Source organism: Leptolyngbya sp. DQ-M1 (genome assembly GCF_039962505.1).
GTDB lineage: Bacteria > Cyanobacteriota > Cyanobacteriia > Leptolyngbyales > Leptolyngbyaceae > Leptolyngbya.
Genome location: NZ_JAMPLJ010000001.1, coordinates 930,084 through 945,918, shown reverse-complemented (window position 1 = coordinate 945,918; position 15,835 = coordinate 930,084). Strand labels below are relative to the sequence as shown.

General features: G+C 48.3%; 15 protein-coding genes. 3 read left to right on the top strand and 12 right to left on the bottom strand.

The window, feature by feature from the left end; translation table 11 throughout:
• On the bottom strand, window positions 1-954 hold the full coding sequence (locus NC981_RS04610) for an alpha/beta hydrolase-fold protein (protein WP_348242046.1): 954 nt from the start codon (window positions 952-954) through the stop codon (window positions 1-3).
• Between the two features lie 197 nt (window positions 955-1,151).
• Between NC981_RS04610 and NC981_RS04605 the strand changes: the two genes are divergently transcribed.
• Together NC981_RS04605 and NC981_RS04600 are read left to right on the top strand one after the other, a co-directional pair.
• A complete protein-coding gene (locus NC981_RS04605) occupies window positions 1,152-2,519 on the top strand; it encodes a glycoside hydrolase family 76 protein (RefSeq protein ID WP_348241709.1) in 1,368 nt (455 codons plus the stop codon).
• Window positions 2,520-2,566: 47 nt separating this feature from the next.
• Window positions 2,567-3,466, top strand: a complete 900-nt coding sequence (locus NC981_RS04600; protein ID WP_348241708.1) for an ion channel — start codon at window positions 2,567-2,569, stop codon at window positions 3,464-3,466.
• Window positions 3,467-3,624: 158 nt separating this feature from the next.
• On the opposite strand, the gene NC981_RS04595 is transcribed toward NC981_RS04600, so the two are convergent.
• Both NC981_RS04595 and NC981_RS04590 read right to left on the bottom strand, forming a co-directional pair.
• Entirely contained in the window at window positions 3,625-5,403 is a 1,779-nt protein-coding gene (locus tag NC981_RS04595; protein ID WP_348241707.1) for an ABC transporter ATP-binding protein, read from the bottom strand.
• 93 nt (window positions 5,404-5,496) lie between these two features.
• Window positions 5,497-6,147: a cofactor assembly of complex C subunit B gene (locus NC981_RS04590; RefSeq protein WP_348241706.1), complete on the bottom strand. Its 651-nt coding sequence runs from the start codon at window positions 6,145-6,147 to the stop codon at window positions 5,497-5,499.
• A 63-nt stretch (window positions 6,148-6,210) separates the two neighbouring features.
• Between NC981_RS04590 and NC981_RS04585 the strand changes: the two genes are divergently transcribed.
• A complete protein-coding gene (locus tag NC981_RS04585; protein WP_348241705.1) occupies window positions 6,211-7,509 on the top strand; it encodes a D-alanyl-D-alanine carboxypeptidase in 1,299 nt (432 codons plus the stop codon).
• Here the strand turns inward: NC981_RS04585 and NC981_RS04580 are convergent.
• The 9 genes from NC981_RS04580 to murC all read right to left on the bottom strand — a co-directional run bounded on the left by NC981_RS04580 (window position 7,490) and on the right by murC (window position 15,687).
• Window positions 7,490-8,590 carry a tetratricopeptide repeat protein gene (locus NC981_RS04580; protein ID WP_348241704.1) on the bottom strand — a complete coding sequence of 367 codons (1,101 nt, stop codon included), beginning with the start codon at window positions 8,588-8,590 and terminating at the stop codon, window positions 7,490-7,492. The two genes, NC981_RS04585 and NC981_RS04580, sit on opposite strands and share 20 nt — an antisense overlap.
• Before the next feature lie 24 nt (window positions 8,591-8,614).
• Window positions 8,615-9,331, bottom strand: coding sequence for a 16S rRNA (uracil(1498)-N(3))-methyltransferase (locus NC981_RS04575; protein ID WP_348241703.1), 717 nt, complete (start codon window positions 9,329-9,331; stop codon window positions 8,615-8,617).
• Window positions 9,332-9,336: 5 nt separating this feature from the next.
• A complete protein-coding gene (locus tag NC981_RS04570) occupies window positions 9,337-9,816 on the bottom strand; it encodes a DUF3368 domain-containing protein (protein ID WP_348242045.1) in 480 nt (159 codons plus the stop codon).
• On the bottom strand, window positions 9,732-10,064 hold the full coding sequence (locus NC981_RS04565) for a UPF0175 family protein (RefSeq protein ID WP_348241702.1): 333 nt from the start codon (window positions 10,062-10,064) through the stop codon (window positions 9,732-9,734). Before NC981_RS04565 ends, NC981_RS04570 begins: the two co-directional genes overlap by 85 nt.
• A gap of 52 nt (window positions 10,065-10,116) precedes the next feature.
• Entirely contained in the window at window positions 10,117-11,865 is a 1,749-nt protein-coding gene (gene sir, locus NC981_RS04560; RefSeq protein ID WP_348241701.1) for a sulfite reductase, ferredoxin dependent, read from the bottom strand.
• Window positions 11,866-11,999: 134 nt separating this feature from the next.
• Complete coding sequence (locus NC981_RS04555; protein WP_190378861.1) at window positions 12,000-12,512, bottom strand: low molecular weight protein-tyrosine-phosphatase; 513 nt, start codon at window positions 12,510-12,512, stop codon at window positions 12,000-12,002.
• Between the two features lie 78 nt (window positions 12,513-12,590).
• The gene (locus tag NC981_RS04550) at window positions 12,591-12,938 is read right to left on the bottom strand and encodes a YbaB/EbfC family nucleoid-associated protein (protein ID WP_190378860.1); all 348 of its coding nucleotides are present in this window, start codon (window positions 12,936-12,938) and stop codon (window positions 12,591-12,593) included.
• A 146-nt stretch (window positions 12,939-13,084) separates the two neighbouring features.
• A complete protein-coding gene (murB, locus tag NC981_RS04545) occupies window positions 13,085-14,080 on the bottom strand; it encodes a UDP-N-acetylmuramate dehydrogenase (protein WP_190378859.1) in 996 nt (331 codons plus the stop codon).
• A gap of 125 nt (window positions 14,081-14,205) precedes the next feature.
• Window positions 14,206-15,687 carry a UDP-N-acetylmuramate--L-alanine ligase gene (murC, locus tag NC981_RS04540; protein WP_348241700.1) on the bottom strand — a complete coding sequence of 494 codons (1,482 nt, stop codon included), beginning with the start codon at window positions 15,685-15,687 and terminating at the stop codon, window positions 14,206-14,208.
• Between the last annotated feature and the right edge of the window lie 148 nt (window positions 15,688-15,835).

Sequence of the window (15,835 nt, the reverse complement as noted above, 5' to 3'; positions counted from 1 at the left end):
TCAAAAATGTCGATGGTTTTTCTGCTCTTGAACGTCACGGAACTGGCGACCGACAAAACTCAGAGAATCGGCTAGATGCGTTCTCCAATAATTCCAGCCGACATTCTGCCCGACAATGCCGTGACCACCAGGAAATACATAGAATTCGTTATAAATTCCTAAGCGATCTAAGACCGTGTGAAAATCACGGGTGGCATCTAAGTATTTTTCATCTGCCTCACCCGCATCTAAATAAGCTCGGATACGCTTGCGATCAGTGATCGGAATTTGCTCAGCAAACACTTGCGGACTGTTCTGAGCGCCGCTGTTATCCATGAAATATCCTGTGTGACTGAAGAAGATCGTAAATCGCGCTAAATGCCGCAGTCCGATATTAAACGCACCCCAGCCGCCCGAAGACAATCCGCCCATTGCCCAATAGTGTGAGTCTTCGATCGTGCGAAACTGCTGCTTGACTTCTTGCACTAAGTCCACGCCAATGTAAGTTCCAATTTTTCCATTCTCACCATCGTAGTAATCCGTATCCCAAAAGGGACTGGTGCCGCGATTGTCGTTGCCATCTGGCATGATGATCAGCGAGGCAGGAAGCTTTTGATCGCGGTATAGATTCTTTACTGTCGTTGTAATTGCCGCTTTTTCGTAATAGTCCCGCTCATCCCCATGTCCGCCGTGCAGCAAAAAGATGACCGGATAGCGTTGTTCCCGATGTTTTTCGTATCCAGGCGGCAGAAGTATGCCGTATCGCCGCTGTTGTCCCAGAGCTTCGCTGTAGAAGCTTTTAACCTGGAAATTAATTCCCGCAACTTCTTCAACGGGTGGCGTGTCGAGTTGCGGTGCGCCCAAGACAAAAACATACCAATATCCACCCGCCGCGATCGCACTCAAGACGATCGCGCTAAGAATTAACGCGGATGTGCGGAGACGCTTTGATTTCGGCTTCAACGTAAGTGGCATTGTAAACGAGCCATTGTAAACGAACCATTGCCCCAGCAATGGCAACTCTAAACTTAACCATCCAGCAGCCTGTTTTAAATCGCTTCTGGTCAGCATTTCTAGAATACGGAGGTTAATCGTAACAGCTTTCTGGATGAGTGAAGAGCAAATTTGAATGATTGCGCTATAACTCACAGTAATGTGATTGGAAGAGACAGATGTGTGCTGCAACTTACCGGGAACGAGCCGATGCAGGAATGGCAACGCTGCAAACGTTTTATAATACGGCAACTGGATTGTGGAATACGACAGGCTGGTGGAATAGTGCCAATGTTTTAGAAACCACGATCGATTACTTGACCTTCACCGATTCGCTCACGTACCGAACAAACATTTTCAATACGTTTGAGAAAAATAAACGTAACAATTTCTTAAACGAATTTTACGACGATGAGGGATGGTGGGCGTTGACCTGGATCAAAGCCTTTGATCTCACCGGTGAAACCCGGTATTTGGACATGTCGAGGGTTATTTTTAACGACATGACGAAAGGATGGGACAACACTTGCGGAGGTGGAATCTGGTGGAACAAAGAACATAAGTATAAAAACGCGATCGCGAATGAGTTATTTCTGGCGATCGCAGCGCGATTGTTTCTCAGAACGCGGGATCAGCGCTATCTCGACTGGGCAAATCGCACCTGGAACTGGTTCCGCAGAACCGGAATGATCAATCAAAACAATTTGATCAATGACGGGCTGAATGCTCAGTGTAAAAACAATGGTCAGCCCACCTGGACATACAATCAGGGCGTAATTTTGGGAGCGCTGATTGATCTCTCAAAATGCACCAACGATCGATCCCTATTAACAGTCGCACAATCGATCGCAGATGCCGCAACAAAAGCACTCGCCCCCAACGGCGTGTTGCGCGAACCGTGTGAACCCAACTGCGGATTGGATGGGCCGCAATTCAAGGGAATTTTTATCCGTAACCTATCGGATCTCTATCGCAGCGTAAATAAAATCTCGTACCGTGATTTCATTCTCCGCAACGCCGATTCGATCTGGGAAGAATGCCGCAATTCTAAGAATCAGTTTGGGTTATGTTGGGCGCAGCAGTTTGATCAAGCCGATGCTGCCCGCCAAAGTGCTGCGGTAGACGCGCTCAATGCCTCGATCGTCGCCAGTCGAACGCCACTCATCCTGCAGGCCGAAACTTCGGTTCTGCATAACTTAACGATCGAAGCCGTTCACTCAGGTTATGAAGGTGCAGGCTACATTGCAGGCTGGAACCGGGACGGGCAGTGGGTGGACTTTAATTTCACCTTGCCAAACGCCGGACGATTTGATTTAGTTCTGCGCTATGCGGCAGCCGCAGGAAATGCTATTCGATTCATTTTTGTCAATGGTCGGGCACTTGTGAATGCTCATGTGTTTCCTGGAACCGGAAATTGGACAACCTGGAACACGGCAACGATTCCAAATGTTGCACTAAAAACTGGAAACAATACAGTTTCTATCATTTTTAATCAATCGAAGGGAAGTCGAAACTGGCTGAATCTCGATCAGCTTATCATTCGTTAATTTGGTTCCTTAGAGTAACTTGCGATTCGATCCACGAGGTTAGACCCTTGAAACTTAGACATCGACGCTCCCGGCGCATCAACATCCACATCGAAGACGGACGCTTTCAGGTTGTGGGCATGAACGCTTGGTATTCTTACTGGCGTGATCCTTACCACCTAGTTCTCACAGTTCCTTGGCAGGGATTTATCAGCATCATCTCTGCCACTTACATTGGCATTAACGTCGTATTTGCGTTGCTGTACTTACTTGGTGGAGATTGTATTGCCAATGCTACACCGGGATCGTTTTGGGATCATTTCTTTTTTAGTGTTCAAACCTTTGCGTCGATCGGGTACGGGGCAATGTACCCGAAAACGTTTTACGCGCTTTCGGTGATGACGCTCGAAGCGATCGCGGGACTATTCGCGATCGCGATTCTTACAGGACTGTCGTTTGCCAGGTTTTCTCGTCCGACTGCCCGCGTTGCCTTTAGTCAGGTCGCCACGATCGCACCGCATGACGGCATTCCAATGCTCTGCTTTCGTGCCGCCAATCAGCGCCGCAACCAGATCTTAGAAGCACAAATGCGCGTTTATTTGCTGCGAGACGAAGTGACCCTAGAAGGAAACTACATTCGCCGCATTCACGATCTCGCGCTGGTTCGCAGCCAGACTCCAACCTTCGCGCTCACTTGGCTCGTCATGCACCCGATCGACGAAAATAGCCCGCTCTACGGCATGACTCCGGAGTCGCTCGTTAAAACACACTGCATGATTCAAGTGATGCTAAGTGGGCTCGATGAAACGGTGTCACAAGTGCTCAACGATCGGCACATCTACGTGCCACAGGAAATTCTGTGGAATCATCGCTTCATCGATTTGGTACATCGAACACCAGAAGGACACCGCTTTATTGATTACAAAACTTTTCACGACACAGAGCCGATCACTCCGACTCAGGTCTAGACGACTCGATCGAACCCCGACTTGACCGTTTTCGACGACAGTACAAAGCTTATGAACTTTTGCGGCAGGCTTTGCCAGAGACTTGAGAGAGTCACAGTGCTCGATCGCCTCATGCTCAATCTCCTGCGACCTCACCTGTTCCAGGCACATTGCAATGCTCAATTGCCGCGAATTCCCGATTGAACCCGCCATAGGCTGGCATACAGTCCATTCAGTTCAAGCAGTGCTTCGTGAGTGCCTTGCTCGACGATGCGCCCGTGTTCCATCACATAAATGCAGTGTGCTTGTCGAATGGTGGAAAGACGGTGCGCGATCGCGATTGTGGTGCGATGTTGGGTAATGGTTTCGAGCGATCGTTGAATCGCGGCTTCGGTTTCGTTATCAACCGCAGACGTGGCTTCATCGAGAATCAAGATAGGTGGATCTTTTAGGATTGCTCTTGCGATCGCCAGTCGTTGTCGTTGTCCACCGGAAAGCTTTTGACCGCGTTCACCGACGATCGTGTCATAGCCCTGCGGTAATTGCTCAATGAATTCATGCGCTTCTGCAAGTTTGGCAGCTTGAATAACTTCTGCACGACTGGTATCAAATGTTCCGTAAGCAATGTTTTCGGCGACAGTTCCATGAAACAGAAAAACTTCTTGGCTCACCCAACCGATGCAGCGTCGTAAGTCCCGTAACTGCAATTCTCGGATGTCAACGCCATCGATTAGGATTTGTCCTTGCTGAATTTCGTAAAATCTCAGCAGCAATTTTACTAGCGTACTTTTGCCTGAGCCTGTTGCGCCGACGATTCCGATCGTTTGTCCGGCAGGAATATGCAACGAAAGATCTTTCAGGGCAGCCGTGCGATCCGCATATGCAAAGGTAATGTTCTGAAGTTGTACATCACCTTTAACTTGGTGCGTGGGAAACGATCGGTTGCCTGTGGGAATCGCGATCGGTGTATCTAACAAATTCATCACACGATTGATTGATGCCATTGCACGTTGGTACTGATCCAACGTTTGTCCCAAAGTTGTGAAGGGCCACAGCAATCGCTGAATGATAAACACCATAAAGCCGTAAGTCCCGACCGAAAGCTCACCATTTGCGGCTTTAAGTCCACCCAAAAACAGGGTTGCCGTAAATCCGATCAGAATCACAAATCGAATCAAAGGAACGAATGCGGCAGAAAGCTCGATCGCTTTTCGATTGCTATTCCGGTAAGCGTTACTTTCAGAGCCAACGCGATCGAGTTCGTAATCTTCAGCCGTAAAGCTCTTAATCGTCGCAATTCCCGATAAGTTATTCGCCAATCTCGCGCTAATCAATCCCGATTTCTGTCTCACATCTGCATATCGGGGTGCTAATCGTTTTTGAAATACGATCGATCCCCATAAAATGAATGGAATCGGCAACATTGCAAGCCACGATACTGAAGGCGCAAATGCAATAAAAGTTCCACCCACTAACAATACAGTCGTGAAAAACTGCAAAAGCTGATTTACACCACTATCAAGAAATCTTTCAAGCTGATTGATATCATCATTGAGAATCGCAAGAAGATTACCTGTAGTTTCGGTTTCAAAAAAGCCAAGCTCTAATTCTTGTAAATGCTGGTAAGCATCCAATCGCAAATCATGCTGCATGGTTTGGGCAAGATTTCGCCATTTGCGATCGTACAAGTATTCAAACAGCGATTCTAATCCCCAAATCAACAGTGTTAGGAATGAGATAAACGTAAGCTGACCAATGAGATCGGTAATTCCAAGTGCAGCAATCCAAGAGCGATCGCGGCTCACCACAATATCGACCGCAATCCCAATTAGGTAAGGCGGAGCCAGATCAAACACTTTGTTAAGAATCGAATAAACGCTGGCTCGAATCGCTTCGGAACGGTAAATGCGATCGTAGTTAAACAGCCGTTGCAGTGGGTGAGCCTTGGCAGATGTCATAGTCAGGAGATCCAAGTAATCTCACTATGCTACAACTTGTGGTTTTATTTTGCAGCGATCAAATTCTGTAGCTCAGCAGTATAGATTATGAATTTAACTGTGTATTGGTTGGCTAAGTGTATTGTCGAGTTTTTCCGCGATCGCACTCACCCATTTCTCATCTTGCCGCGTGTAGCTCCGTGGCGCATTTGCCCCCAAAATCAAAACGCCTTCTTTACCGATCGGCTGACAAATCACACCTTGAGTATTTTCGGGCAGATAGCTGAATTCAATTTTTCCTGGATAAACATTCAGCGCGACGAGATAAATTGGTTTTTGCTTGTCCAAAACGCGCTGTAAAATTGCACCTGGTTTTACTTCTTTGTTGGGGCTGAGAATGCCGCGACGTAAAAGAACTTTACCGCGATAGAAGACAATGAGCGATCGCGTCACCGTATTCGTCAGCAAAATATGAGAAGCCCAAGCTAGCTCAGTTTTCACCGCATCCGGTAATTCTGCATCGAGTTCAAAGCCTTCCTCTCCAATAAGTTCCACACTGTCCGGAGTGCGAGGTTGAATTTGCTGCCAGATTAAGCCCGTCAGAATCAGAATCGCACTCAAAATTACGCCCAGCGCATCCGATCGCGCTTGAGAATCGGTGAGCGCAGGGGTAAGAATGCGATTGGTGAACAACAAACTTCCACCGAGAGCGCCAATAACGATCGGTAAAAGGCGTAAAATTCGATTCGGATCAGGCTTTGCCATTGCTCAAAGTTTCGTTCCAGGTTTCGCAGTATTCTTTTAGCCTACCTTACGGGAGGATGCGGTTTGCTAGATCTAATCAGTGCTGGATTGGTTTCAGGGTGGTTAAAGCTTGCAGGGTTGCCTACTTCGTTTGACCCAAGTGAAATATTCGCTCAAACAACGATCCAATCTCCATTTTGGCAAGCTAGCGATCGAACCGCAGAGAAAGTCGTCAGTGACTATCTGAAACTTCTCAGCAGTAAAGGGTTAAAACCAACTGAACAAGGAATTTGGCTACAGTCGGGATCTCATTTACTATTGAGCAATCAGGGGACAACTCCGGTTCCTGCGGCATCGATTACCAAAGTTGCAACATCCTTAGCAGCCTTGCAAACTTGGTCAGCAGATCACCAGTTTGAAACATTGATTAGCTCAACAGGTGCGATCGAAAACGGTACACTTCAAGGCGATCTCATCGTTCAGGGTGGCGGCGATCCATTGTTCTTGTGGGAAGATGCGATCGCGGTTGGAAATGCTCTGCGTCAGTTGGGTATCACTCGCATTTCAGGCAATTTGATCGTTACCGGAAGCTTTATGATGAGCTTTCGCGACGATGCTGTTAAGTCCGGTGAACTGTTGAAAAAAGCATTTAATTCTAAAACTTGGGATGAGGACATTCGCGATGAGTTCGGAGAAATGCCGAAAGAAATGATCCGCCCAGCGATCGAAATAAAAGGGAAAGTGCAGACTGGATCAGCCCCTCCAAAACAGATTTTATTGATGAAGTACCGATCGCTTCCGTTGGTTCATCTAATCAAATACCTCAATGTTCACAGCCAGAATGAGATGTCGCAACTGCTAGCAAACAATCTAGGGGGTGTGAACGCTGTGATTCAGAAAGCCTCAACTGCCGCGAACATTTCACCTGATGAAGTTCGATTAATCAATGGATCTGGACTCGGAATGGAGAATCAGGTTTCACCTCATGCGGCTTGTGCAATGTTTGCGGCAATCGATCGCATCATGCACCCGTTGAATCTATCGATCGCGGATTTCTTTCCTGCATCTAGCATTGATCGTGAGGGAACATTAGAAGATCGATCGATGCCAGCACGATCAGTGGTTAAAACTGGAACGCTCAATCAAGTGAGTGCTTTAGCGGGTGTATTGCCAACGCGCGATCGTGGTTTAGTTTGTTTTGCAATTATCAACCGTGGAACAGACATTCTAGAGTTGCGACATCAGCAAGATGTATTACTTCAAGCGTTGCAGAAAGAATGGGGAGCTGATGTTGATGCAAGTGTAGTTCAGCCAAGTGAATGGTTAAAGCAAACACGATTCACTCCCGAACAACGCCTCGAAATCATTGCGAATCGCGGATAAAAGCAAGATTGCTATACAGTTGAAAGGCTGCACCCCATAAGCTTTCATCCTGGCCATAAGAATGGATTTGTGCAGGTAAACGATCTAGCAATAACGGAAACTCGATCGCAGTTTCTCCAAACGACGTGAAATCCGACCAAATCGATTTTTCAGAGGTTTGCTCGGTGAGAAAATTAAGCAAGCTATTCCAGTGCAATCGATTAATCGCCTGATCAAGCTCGATCGTTGCATCACCCATCGCCCCGAACTCAATGCCCTGCTCAAATCGATAGCGCCAGTCACACAGCCGTAGAATACAGCGTCTTGCTGGTAAATGCAGATCACAAATCTGTACATAATCTTGGGTTTTCTCTTTGCGCTGCCGCTGCACTCCTTCACGCATTGAGCTATCAATTACTCGCTCAAAAATTGGTAACTGTCCCTCGACGCGCTGACTCACTTCTGACCAATCAAACGTTAATGATCCGAGTTGCCCTTGGTCATTCTGACAGACGACGATCGCTTGCGGTGCATAATCGAGAAAATACGCGACTTCAAACACTGCGATCTGTTTCAAACTCGCTTCAGGTGCACAGAACGCAGGGATGTTTGCGGCTCTGAGTTGTTGAGTATAAAAATCTAGCTCTCCGATCGCGCCTAATCGATACATTTTCCAGCCGCGATTGGGCAACTGTAGGCGAGCCGTATAGACATCAAGGTTCAAAATCCGCGCAAAGTCTTTAGCGGCTTGAGTGCGGGATTCTGGCGCGATCGCTTCGAGAACCAATAAACCGGGCTCAGTGTTTTCGGGTGCAGATTTGGCTTGTTCGATCGCCTGTTGTCGTTGAGTCTCAATCTGGCTGGCGATCCGCTGGAGTCCTTGTCTTGCTTGAGACATGATCTTCGGGTGAGTCACCGTTTTCAAAAGCTGCTGATACAGGGCGATCGCACCCTCGAAATTGTTCGACACTTCGTACAATCGCGCTTTGTACAGTTGTCCCCAGGGATGATCGGGAGAAGTTTGGAGAAACGCTTTCAGCAATCGAGCCGCGCTTTTGTAATCTTTGCGATCGAACGCTGCTGCAATCTGATCCAGTGACATAGTTCAACGGGAAAATCTGCCTTTTTAGGTTTCACTTTCTGCGGGGCTTTCTACCATGCCTGCGATTAATGCGGCGGCTGCGATCGGAGCGGTAACAGCCCTTAAAATTCGCTTGCCTAATGTCACAGGCTGATAGTTCTGAGCGATCGCGCTTTCAATTTCCTGGGTTGTCCAACCGCCTTCACAGCCGATCGCAACAATCACGGAATTTTCAAATTTACAGTTAATCAAATGCTGCGATGAACTCCGCTCTGCACAGATATAGCGTGAATCCGCTTGCAATTGTTCTAGCGCTAATCTGAATGGCATTGGCTCTAAAATCGTTGGCACAATCTGGCGCTCCGATTGTTCTGCGGCTTCTTGGGTAATTCGTCGCCAGCGATCGAGCTTATTTCCACTCGGATTCAGTAGAGTACGATCGCTCACCACAGGCGCAATACAACTCACTCCTAATTCTGTCACTTGTCGCACTACATCATCAAATCCCGTTTTTGGTAGCGCTAACATTAATGTGATTGATACTGTTAGTTCTGATGATGCTTGCAGCGATTCGATTAGTGTTGCTTGATCTGATTCAAGCTTGGCAATCCAGGTTTGTCCTTTGCCGTCGAGTGCAATGAAGCGATCGCCATTTTTCAATCTTAAAACGCGCTGAAGATAGTGCTGTTGCTCTGGGGATAAAGAGACGATCGCGTTTTGTATCTGTGATTGATCAATGACTAATCGTTGTAGTTGCGACATTGAATCTACTCCTGAGCCGCAGAGAGAATTGCTTGATACAAGCCAGAGCTAACTCGGAATCCCGCTCGCTCGATGAGTGAATCGATTAGAGGTTGAACCAGCGAAATTAAGTCTTGTTGCTTGGCAATGAGCAGCACGCCTAGAATTCCTGTTACTTTCAGCCCTGCTTCTTCCGCAATCGATCGTCCAATTGCTTCATCAATTAATAATCGCTTAGCAAAAAGCTCCAACGCTAGAACAATTGCTTCGGCTTCACCTGCATCAACCCGTTGCTGAAAACTTGCAACTTGAGCGCGATTTTGAACCCTCATCACTTTGACCCAACTCACCGTCTGAACTTCTATCGTTCCGGGTACAGGATAGCCCACGTTTGTTAGTTCGTCGTAAACGGCTTGAGGAATTACGATCTCACCAAAAATCGAGTGTAGAAGCTCAAGTTGGGTAATCGCTGCAAGATTCGTAATCGGAGAAGTGTTGCAGACGATCGTCGCAAATCACCCCAAGCTTTCAAATTCTCTACTTCTGTCTGAAAGCTGGTTACATCTTCATAAATTGCGATGCCTCGATGCGCCAATTCTCGCTGAAACTCAATTAGTGGAAGTCCTGCCAATTCTCGTGCTTTCCTCAGATCTAGCTTCTTCTGTTGAAAGAGCAAAATTGCAATTTCACGCTTCAACTCTGACTCAGAAATTTGTGCAGCTTGAAGAATTTCATCAGAAATGATAACGCTCATGGAAGAAATTAGTAGGCTCATTAAAAAAGGGCGCTGTTCACGCCCCTTTATTTTAGACTCCAGCGAATTGGTGAATGGCATCCAATCCGATACGATCGCAGAAATCCCCAAAGCTTTCACCGGGTTTCCGCTCTTTTTTGAACAGAATGAACACAGGTTCAAACACCGCTTCCAAATCATCCATGTTCATCTTTTCGATGAACACTTTCGCGAGTCGCGTTTGATTCGGAGCCGCTCCCATCCAAACCTGATACGTATTTGGGCCATTTCCAACAAATGCCAATTCTGCTAAATATGGACGCGCACATCCATTCGGGCAACCCGTCATCCGCACAATAAACGACTCATTCGGCAAGCCGACTTGATCTAGCAAAAGCCGGATTCGAGTCAACACAGGTAAACTGACACGCTCAGATTCTGCCGTTGCCAGTCCACAAGTGGGTAACGCCGGACACGCCATCGAATCTCGAACTAACGGATCAACTTTCTCCGGTCGCTCAATGCCATGTTCGCGCAGAATCCGATTGATTCGCTGTCTATCTCCTGGCTGAATGTCGTACAGCAACACATTTTGGCTCGGTGTGAGCAGCATCGGCAAATTAAATTTGCTGACAATCTTCCGCAGCGCCGTTTTCAGCCTGAAGCCGCTATCATCTTTGATCCGACCATTCAGAACCGAAATTCCGTAGAACAGCTTGCCGTCACCTTGTTCATTCCAGCCCAAATAATTCTTGAATTCAAATTCAGGCAGCGATCGGAATGGCTGAATCGCTTTGCCAAAATATTCCTCAACTTTGGCGCGGAACTTCTCAACGCCCCATTCTTCGACCAGATACTTCATCCGCGAATGTCTGCGATCGCTGCGATCGCCATAATCGCGCTGGGTGGCGACGATCGCTTTCACCACGTCATACACATCGGCTTTGTCTACGTAACCGATCGGATCTGCCAGTCGCGGGAAGGTTTCTTCCTTGCCGTGGGTGCGTCCGAGTCCGCCACCTGCATAAACGTTAAATCCTTCAAGTTCGCCTTGTTCGTTCGTCAAGACCACTAACGAAATATCTTGAGAGAACAAATCGATCGAGTTATCTCCCGGAACCGTCACACCAATCTTGAACTTACGCGGTAGGTAATGTGTACCGTAAATTGGCTCCGGAGAGTCTTCAATGTTTGAGCCATTGATATTCCGTTTCCGAGCTTCCACCACTTCGGGATCTTCTTCGCCCGTAATCGCTTTCTCACCGTCGAGCCAAACTTCGTAATAAGCTCCGGATTGGGGCGTTAATAAATCTGCAATATTATTTGCGTACTTCCAAGCGTATTCATATTCCGGGCGATTTCTAAACGGAGCAGGCGGAGCCATGACATTTCGATTCACGTCGCCGCAAGCACTCAACGTTGATCCCATGCTGTTCACGATCGCGCTAATCGTCGCCTTCAGATTCTTTTTCAACACGCCATGAAGCTGAAACGCCTGACGAGTCGTCACCCGAATCGTGTGATTCCCGTATTCATCTGATAAGCGATCGATCGTCAAATAAAGCTCTGGCGGTACAAATCCTCCCGGCGATCGGGTTCTCAGCATCATCGAGTAGTCTTTTTCCTGACCTTTGACGCGGTTATCCCGATTATCTTGCTGATAGGAACCGTGAAACTTGATCAGTTGAATCCCGTCTTCGCTGAATGCTTTTGTGTCGAGTTTCAATTCTGAAGCAACGGGTTCACGCAAGAAATTACTGCGCTCTTTGATGCCTTCAACTTTAGAGGGTTTGCGGACGATGGGTGTAGAAGAAATAACCATTGACTTGTGACTGGCTGCGATCGGTGTAAAGACAACAATTAAAGACAGCAATGCGGCACTTGATGATTCTCAAGCTGCCGTAAGCATTTATTCCCGGTATGCCGCTCGGAATTGTGTTGAATGTGTTTAGTCTATCACGATCGCTCGATCGAGCGGGCGGAAGAGGGCGTTAAGTTCTGTTCCTTAATAATGAAGTCCAACAATCCTTGACACGCATCCAGCAGCAAATCGATCACAAAGTTAAATCCTTCTTGCCCACCGTAGTAAGGATCAGGAACCTCCCGCAGCGTGTGCTCTGTGCAGAAATTACACATTAATTGAACTTTATCGCGATAAGTTCCAGCCGGATCGATCGAGCAAATCGCCTCATAATTGTCGTGATCCATCGCCAAAATCAGATCAAATTCTTCAAAATCCGATCGTTCAAATTGTCGCGCCCGCCCGACTAACTGAATTCCCCGCAGTTTTGCCGCCGCCGTCATTCTGCGATCGGGCGGACTGCCGATGTGATAGCTCGATGTCCCCGCCGAATCACAAACAATCTCATGCTCTAATCCCGCCTGCTGAATTAAGTGATTCATAATATTCTCGGCAGAGGGCGATCGACAAATATTGCCCAAACACACAAACAATAAGCGATATGCCATGTTTCTAATCCATCCACGCTAAAAAACCGAGCCATGAAAGTCTAGCTCGGTTTAATCATAAGTTTGAACGATCTCGCCTTAACCCAATCCTGGCAAATTTAATCCGCCTGTCAGGTCTTCCATTTTCTGGCGCATGGTTGCAGTCGAGTTTTCGTAAGCGGTACGAGTCGCTGCCAAAACCAAATCAGACAGCGTTTCTGCATCTTCTTTCAGCGCATCTGGCGAAATCACAACCTTTAGCGGCTCCTGATTTCCACTCATCGTCACTTTCACCAGACCGCCGCCAGATTCGCCCACGATCTCCATTTGCTCTAGTTCTTCCTGAAGCCGTTTCGCGCCTTCTTGAACCTGCTGTGCTTTTTTAATGGCATCAGTCAATTCGCGCATTTTGCCAAGCCCGAAGCCAAATCCCTGTCCTTGTGACATAACGTTCTAATTAAGTTACGAGTGGAATAGCGGTGCCCAAAGCGATCGAAATCACTAGACACCATCAAACTGCTTTATTATGACATCGAGGCGCAAATCCGACGCACTTGGAAATTCTCGATTGTATAGGGATCTCCCTACCCTCTCTAAAATTCACCCAGCATTTTCACTTCTGGCTCTAGCAACAGCGACCATTCCTGCTGCACTCGCTGTTGCACATGATGAATCAGTTGAAAAATATCCGAGGCTGTCGCGCCCCCACAGTTGAGAATAAAATTCGCATGACGTTGCGCGACCTGAGCGCCCCCGATCTGATAGCCCTTCAAGCCCACCTGCTCAATCAGCCAGCCTGCCTTATAGTTTCCGGGATTGCGGAACACGCTGCCGCAACTCGGTAAATGGTACGGCTGGGTGTTCTGGCGCTGTTGTTTGTGGTTCGCTGTAACCGTGTTCACTGCGGTGGGATCCGCACCCGGACGCAGTTGAAGGGTTGCTTGAGTCACGTAGCGCGAACCGCCCTGTAGAGCCGAGGTGCGATATTCGTACTTCAACTCCTCTGGCGTAAGAATCTGCGTCGTTCCATCGGGTAGCAATACCGTTGCACTCACCAAGATTTCCGAGACACTGCTGCTGTGTGCGCCTGCATTCATCACCACTGCACCCCCCACCGTTCCCGGAATTCCCACCGCCCATTCAAATCCCTGCCATCCTCGATCGGCGAGTTTCCAAGCGAGACGCGGTAACGGTTCACCTGCGCCTACGGTGACTTGCCCGTTCGCATCGTCAAATTCAATGTGCCGTAGATGCCGGGTTGAAACCACTAACCCCGGTAAGCCTGCATCGCTGACCAGCAAATTCGACCCCGCTCCTAGCATCGTCACCGGTACGTCCTGTGAATGCGCCCACTCTAAACAGGCTTGTAGTTCTTCAAGGGTTCGGGGTGCGGCATACCAGTCCGCAGGTCCGCCGACTCGAAATGAAGTCAGTGAGGCGAGGAGAACATTAGCTTTCAGCACAGCGTCGCTACCAACGATCGGAATCGTGAGTATCTTAGACCGAATCGGTTGATCCAGCGCATTAGGCGATCGAGAACCGTCGGAACCAGGTGAATGAACAGTCCGAGAATCAATAGAGAGTGTCATAACATTTCTACAGGTATGGCTTCAACCCGAGATCTAACCGCAACCTATCGCTAGAGTTACGGTTAGATCTCCATTGCACGAAACACAACAAGCACGACTTACAAGCAAGATTGGGGGTGCGACTTCTAGGAAGCAGCTTTCTCAACGCCCTGTTGGTAAGCCATCACATCGGGGATAATCTGATTCAAATTTCCAGCCCCTAGAAAGATCGCAAGATCGCCCGGAGTCAGAAGTTTGGCTAGAAAATCGCCCATCGCAGCAAGGGATGGTTGGTAGTGCACACTGGAATGATGAGTTGCAACCAGATTCGCGAGCGTCTGACCGCTAATTTCCCCGGTATTCGCTTCTCCAGCGCTGTAGATGTCACTGAGAACAACCACATCAGCATCCCCAAACGATTCCGCAAACTCTGCTAGAAAAGTTTGAGTGCGGCTGTAGCGGTGCGGTTGAAAAATCGCTACAACGCGCCGACGCGGATGAGTTTTCCCGGCTTGCAGGCGTGCGGCTGCCAAAGTCACCCGGAGTTCGCTCGGATGGTGAGCGTAATCATCGATAAATAGTACGTCGTTATAATCACCCCGATGCTCAAACCGACGACGCGCTCCTTCAAACGGTGCGATCGCTGCTGCAATTGTCTGAAACTCCAGCCCCAATAACCGACCCACCGCGATCGCGGCGAGTGCATTACTCAAATTATGCTGGCCGAGAATTTGGAGTTTAATCTGTCCTAAGACTTGTCCTCGCTCCCACACTCGCGCGGTTGTGCCATCTCCGCGATATTGGACTTGATCGACGGTGTAATCTGCGTTTGTGGCAGGATCAAGACTGTAGCTAATGGTGGGTGTGATGCGATCTCGTACCGTTTCACAATCAATTGATCCGATCGTCACTTTGCAGCGATTCGCAAAGGTTTGGAACGTTTCGACGACTTGATCAAGGGTGCTGTAGTGGTCGGGATGGTCTAGTTCGGCGTTGGTGATGATTCCGATGTAAGGCGCAAATTTTACGAGCGATCCATCGGATTCGTCGGCTTCTGCAACCAAGTATTCGCCCTGGCCGATGCGGGCGTTGCCTTCCCAAGCTTTCACTTCACCGCCGACAATCACGGTAGGGTCAAGATTTGCTCCGTGAAGCATGTAGCTAATCAGGCTGCTCGTTGTGGTTTTGCCGTGAGTCCCGGCGACTGCGATGCTGCGATATTCCTGAATTAATGCAGCGAGGATATCCGATCGATGAAAGATGGGACAGCCTAACTCTAATGCGGCTCGGTATTCAGGATTGGCGGGATTGATTGCGGTGGAGCAAACCACTTGCGGCAGTTCGGTTTTGCTCTGAGGCGGAACCAGCGTGGCAACGTTAGCCCCGATTGCGACAGGGTGCGGCACTGTCGTCCGCGATCGCAAACGATCAAAATTTGAGGCATCTTGCCCGATAAAAATCTGTGCGCCTGAGGTTTGCAATCGCTCGGTAATATGGCTCGATCGCAGATCGGAACCCGATACAGGTAACTTACGGTCTAACAAGACATAAGCTAGGGCCGACATTCCAATTCCACCGATACCGATAAAATGAAATGGTCTGCCGCTGAAGTCAACGGAACTCAGCATTTTTCTCCTTACACACCACACCAATGTCACGCGCTATCATATCAAGGATCTCTTTTTACCGATACGGTAATTTGAAACAATTTGATAGCTAGTTTGCCTTCCTAGAATGCCGCTTCAGCGCAATTCAAAACGATTTAGTCTAGCTAAG

Coding starts and splice junctions, on each gene's coding strand:
- NC981_RS04610 (WP_348242046.1), bottom strand. CDS start 954: ATGCCACTTACGTTGAAGCCGAAATCAAAGCGTCTCCGCACATCCGCG.
- NC981_RS04605 (WP_348241709.1), top strand. CDS start 1,152: ATGTGTGCTGCAACTTACCGGGAACGAGCCGATGCAGGAATGGCAACG.
- NC981_RS04595 (WP_348241707.1), bottom strand. CDS start 5,403: ATGACATCTGCCAAGGCTCACCCACTGCAACGGCTGTTTAACTACGAT.
- NC981_RS04590 (WP_348241706.1), bottom strand. CDS start 6,147: ATGGCAAAGCCTGATCCGAATCGAATTTTACGCCTTTTACCGATCGTT.
- NC981_RS04580 (WP_348241704.1), bottom strand. CDS start 8,590: ATGTCACTGGATCAGATTGCAGCAGCGTTCGATCGCAAAGATTACAAA.
- NC981_RS04575 (WP_348241703.1), bottom strand. CDS start 9,331: ATGTCGCAACTACAACGATTAGTCATTGATCAATCACAGATACAAAAC.
- NC981_RS04565 (WP_348241702.1), bottom strand. CDS start 10,064: ATGAGCGTTATCATTTCTGATGAAATTCTTCAAGCTGCACAAATTTCT.
- sir (WP_348241701.1), bottom strand. CDS start 11,865: ATGGTTATTTCTTCTACACCCATCGTCCGCAAACCCTCTAAAGTTGAA.
- NC981_RS04555 (WP_190378861.1), bottom strand. CDS start 12,512: ATGGCATATCGCTTATTGTTTGTGTGTTTGGGCAATATTTGTCGATCG.
- NC981_RS04550 (WP_190378860.1), bottom strand. CDS start 12,938: ATGTCACAAGGACAGGGATTTGGCTTCGGGCTTGGCAAAATGCGCGAA.
- murB (WP_190378859.1), bottom strand. CDS start 14,080: ATGACACTCTCTATTGATTCTCGGACTGTTCATTCACCTGGTTCCGAC.
- murC (WP_348241700.1), bottom strand. CDS start 15,687: ATGCTGAGTTCCGTTGACTTCAGCGGCAGACCATTTCATTTTATCGGT.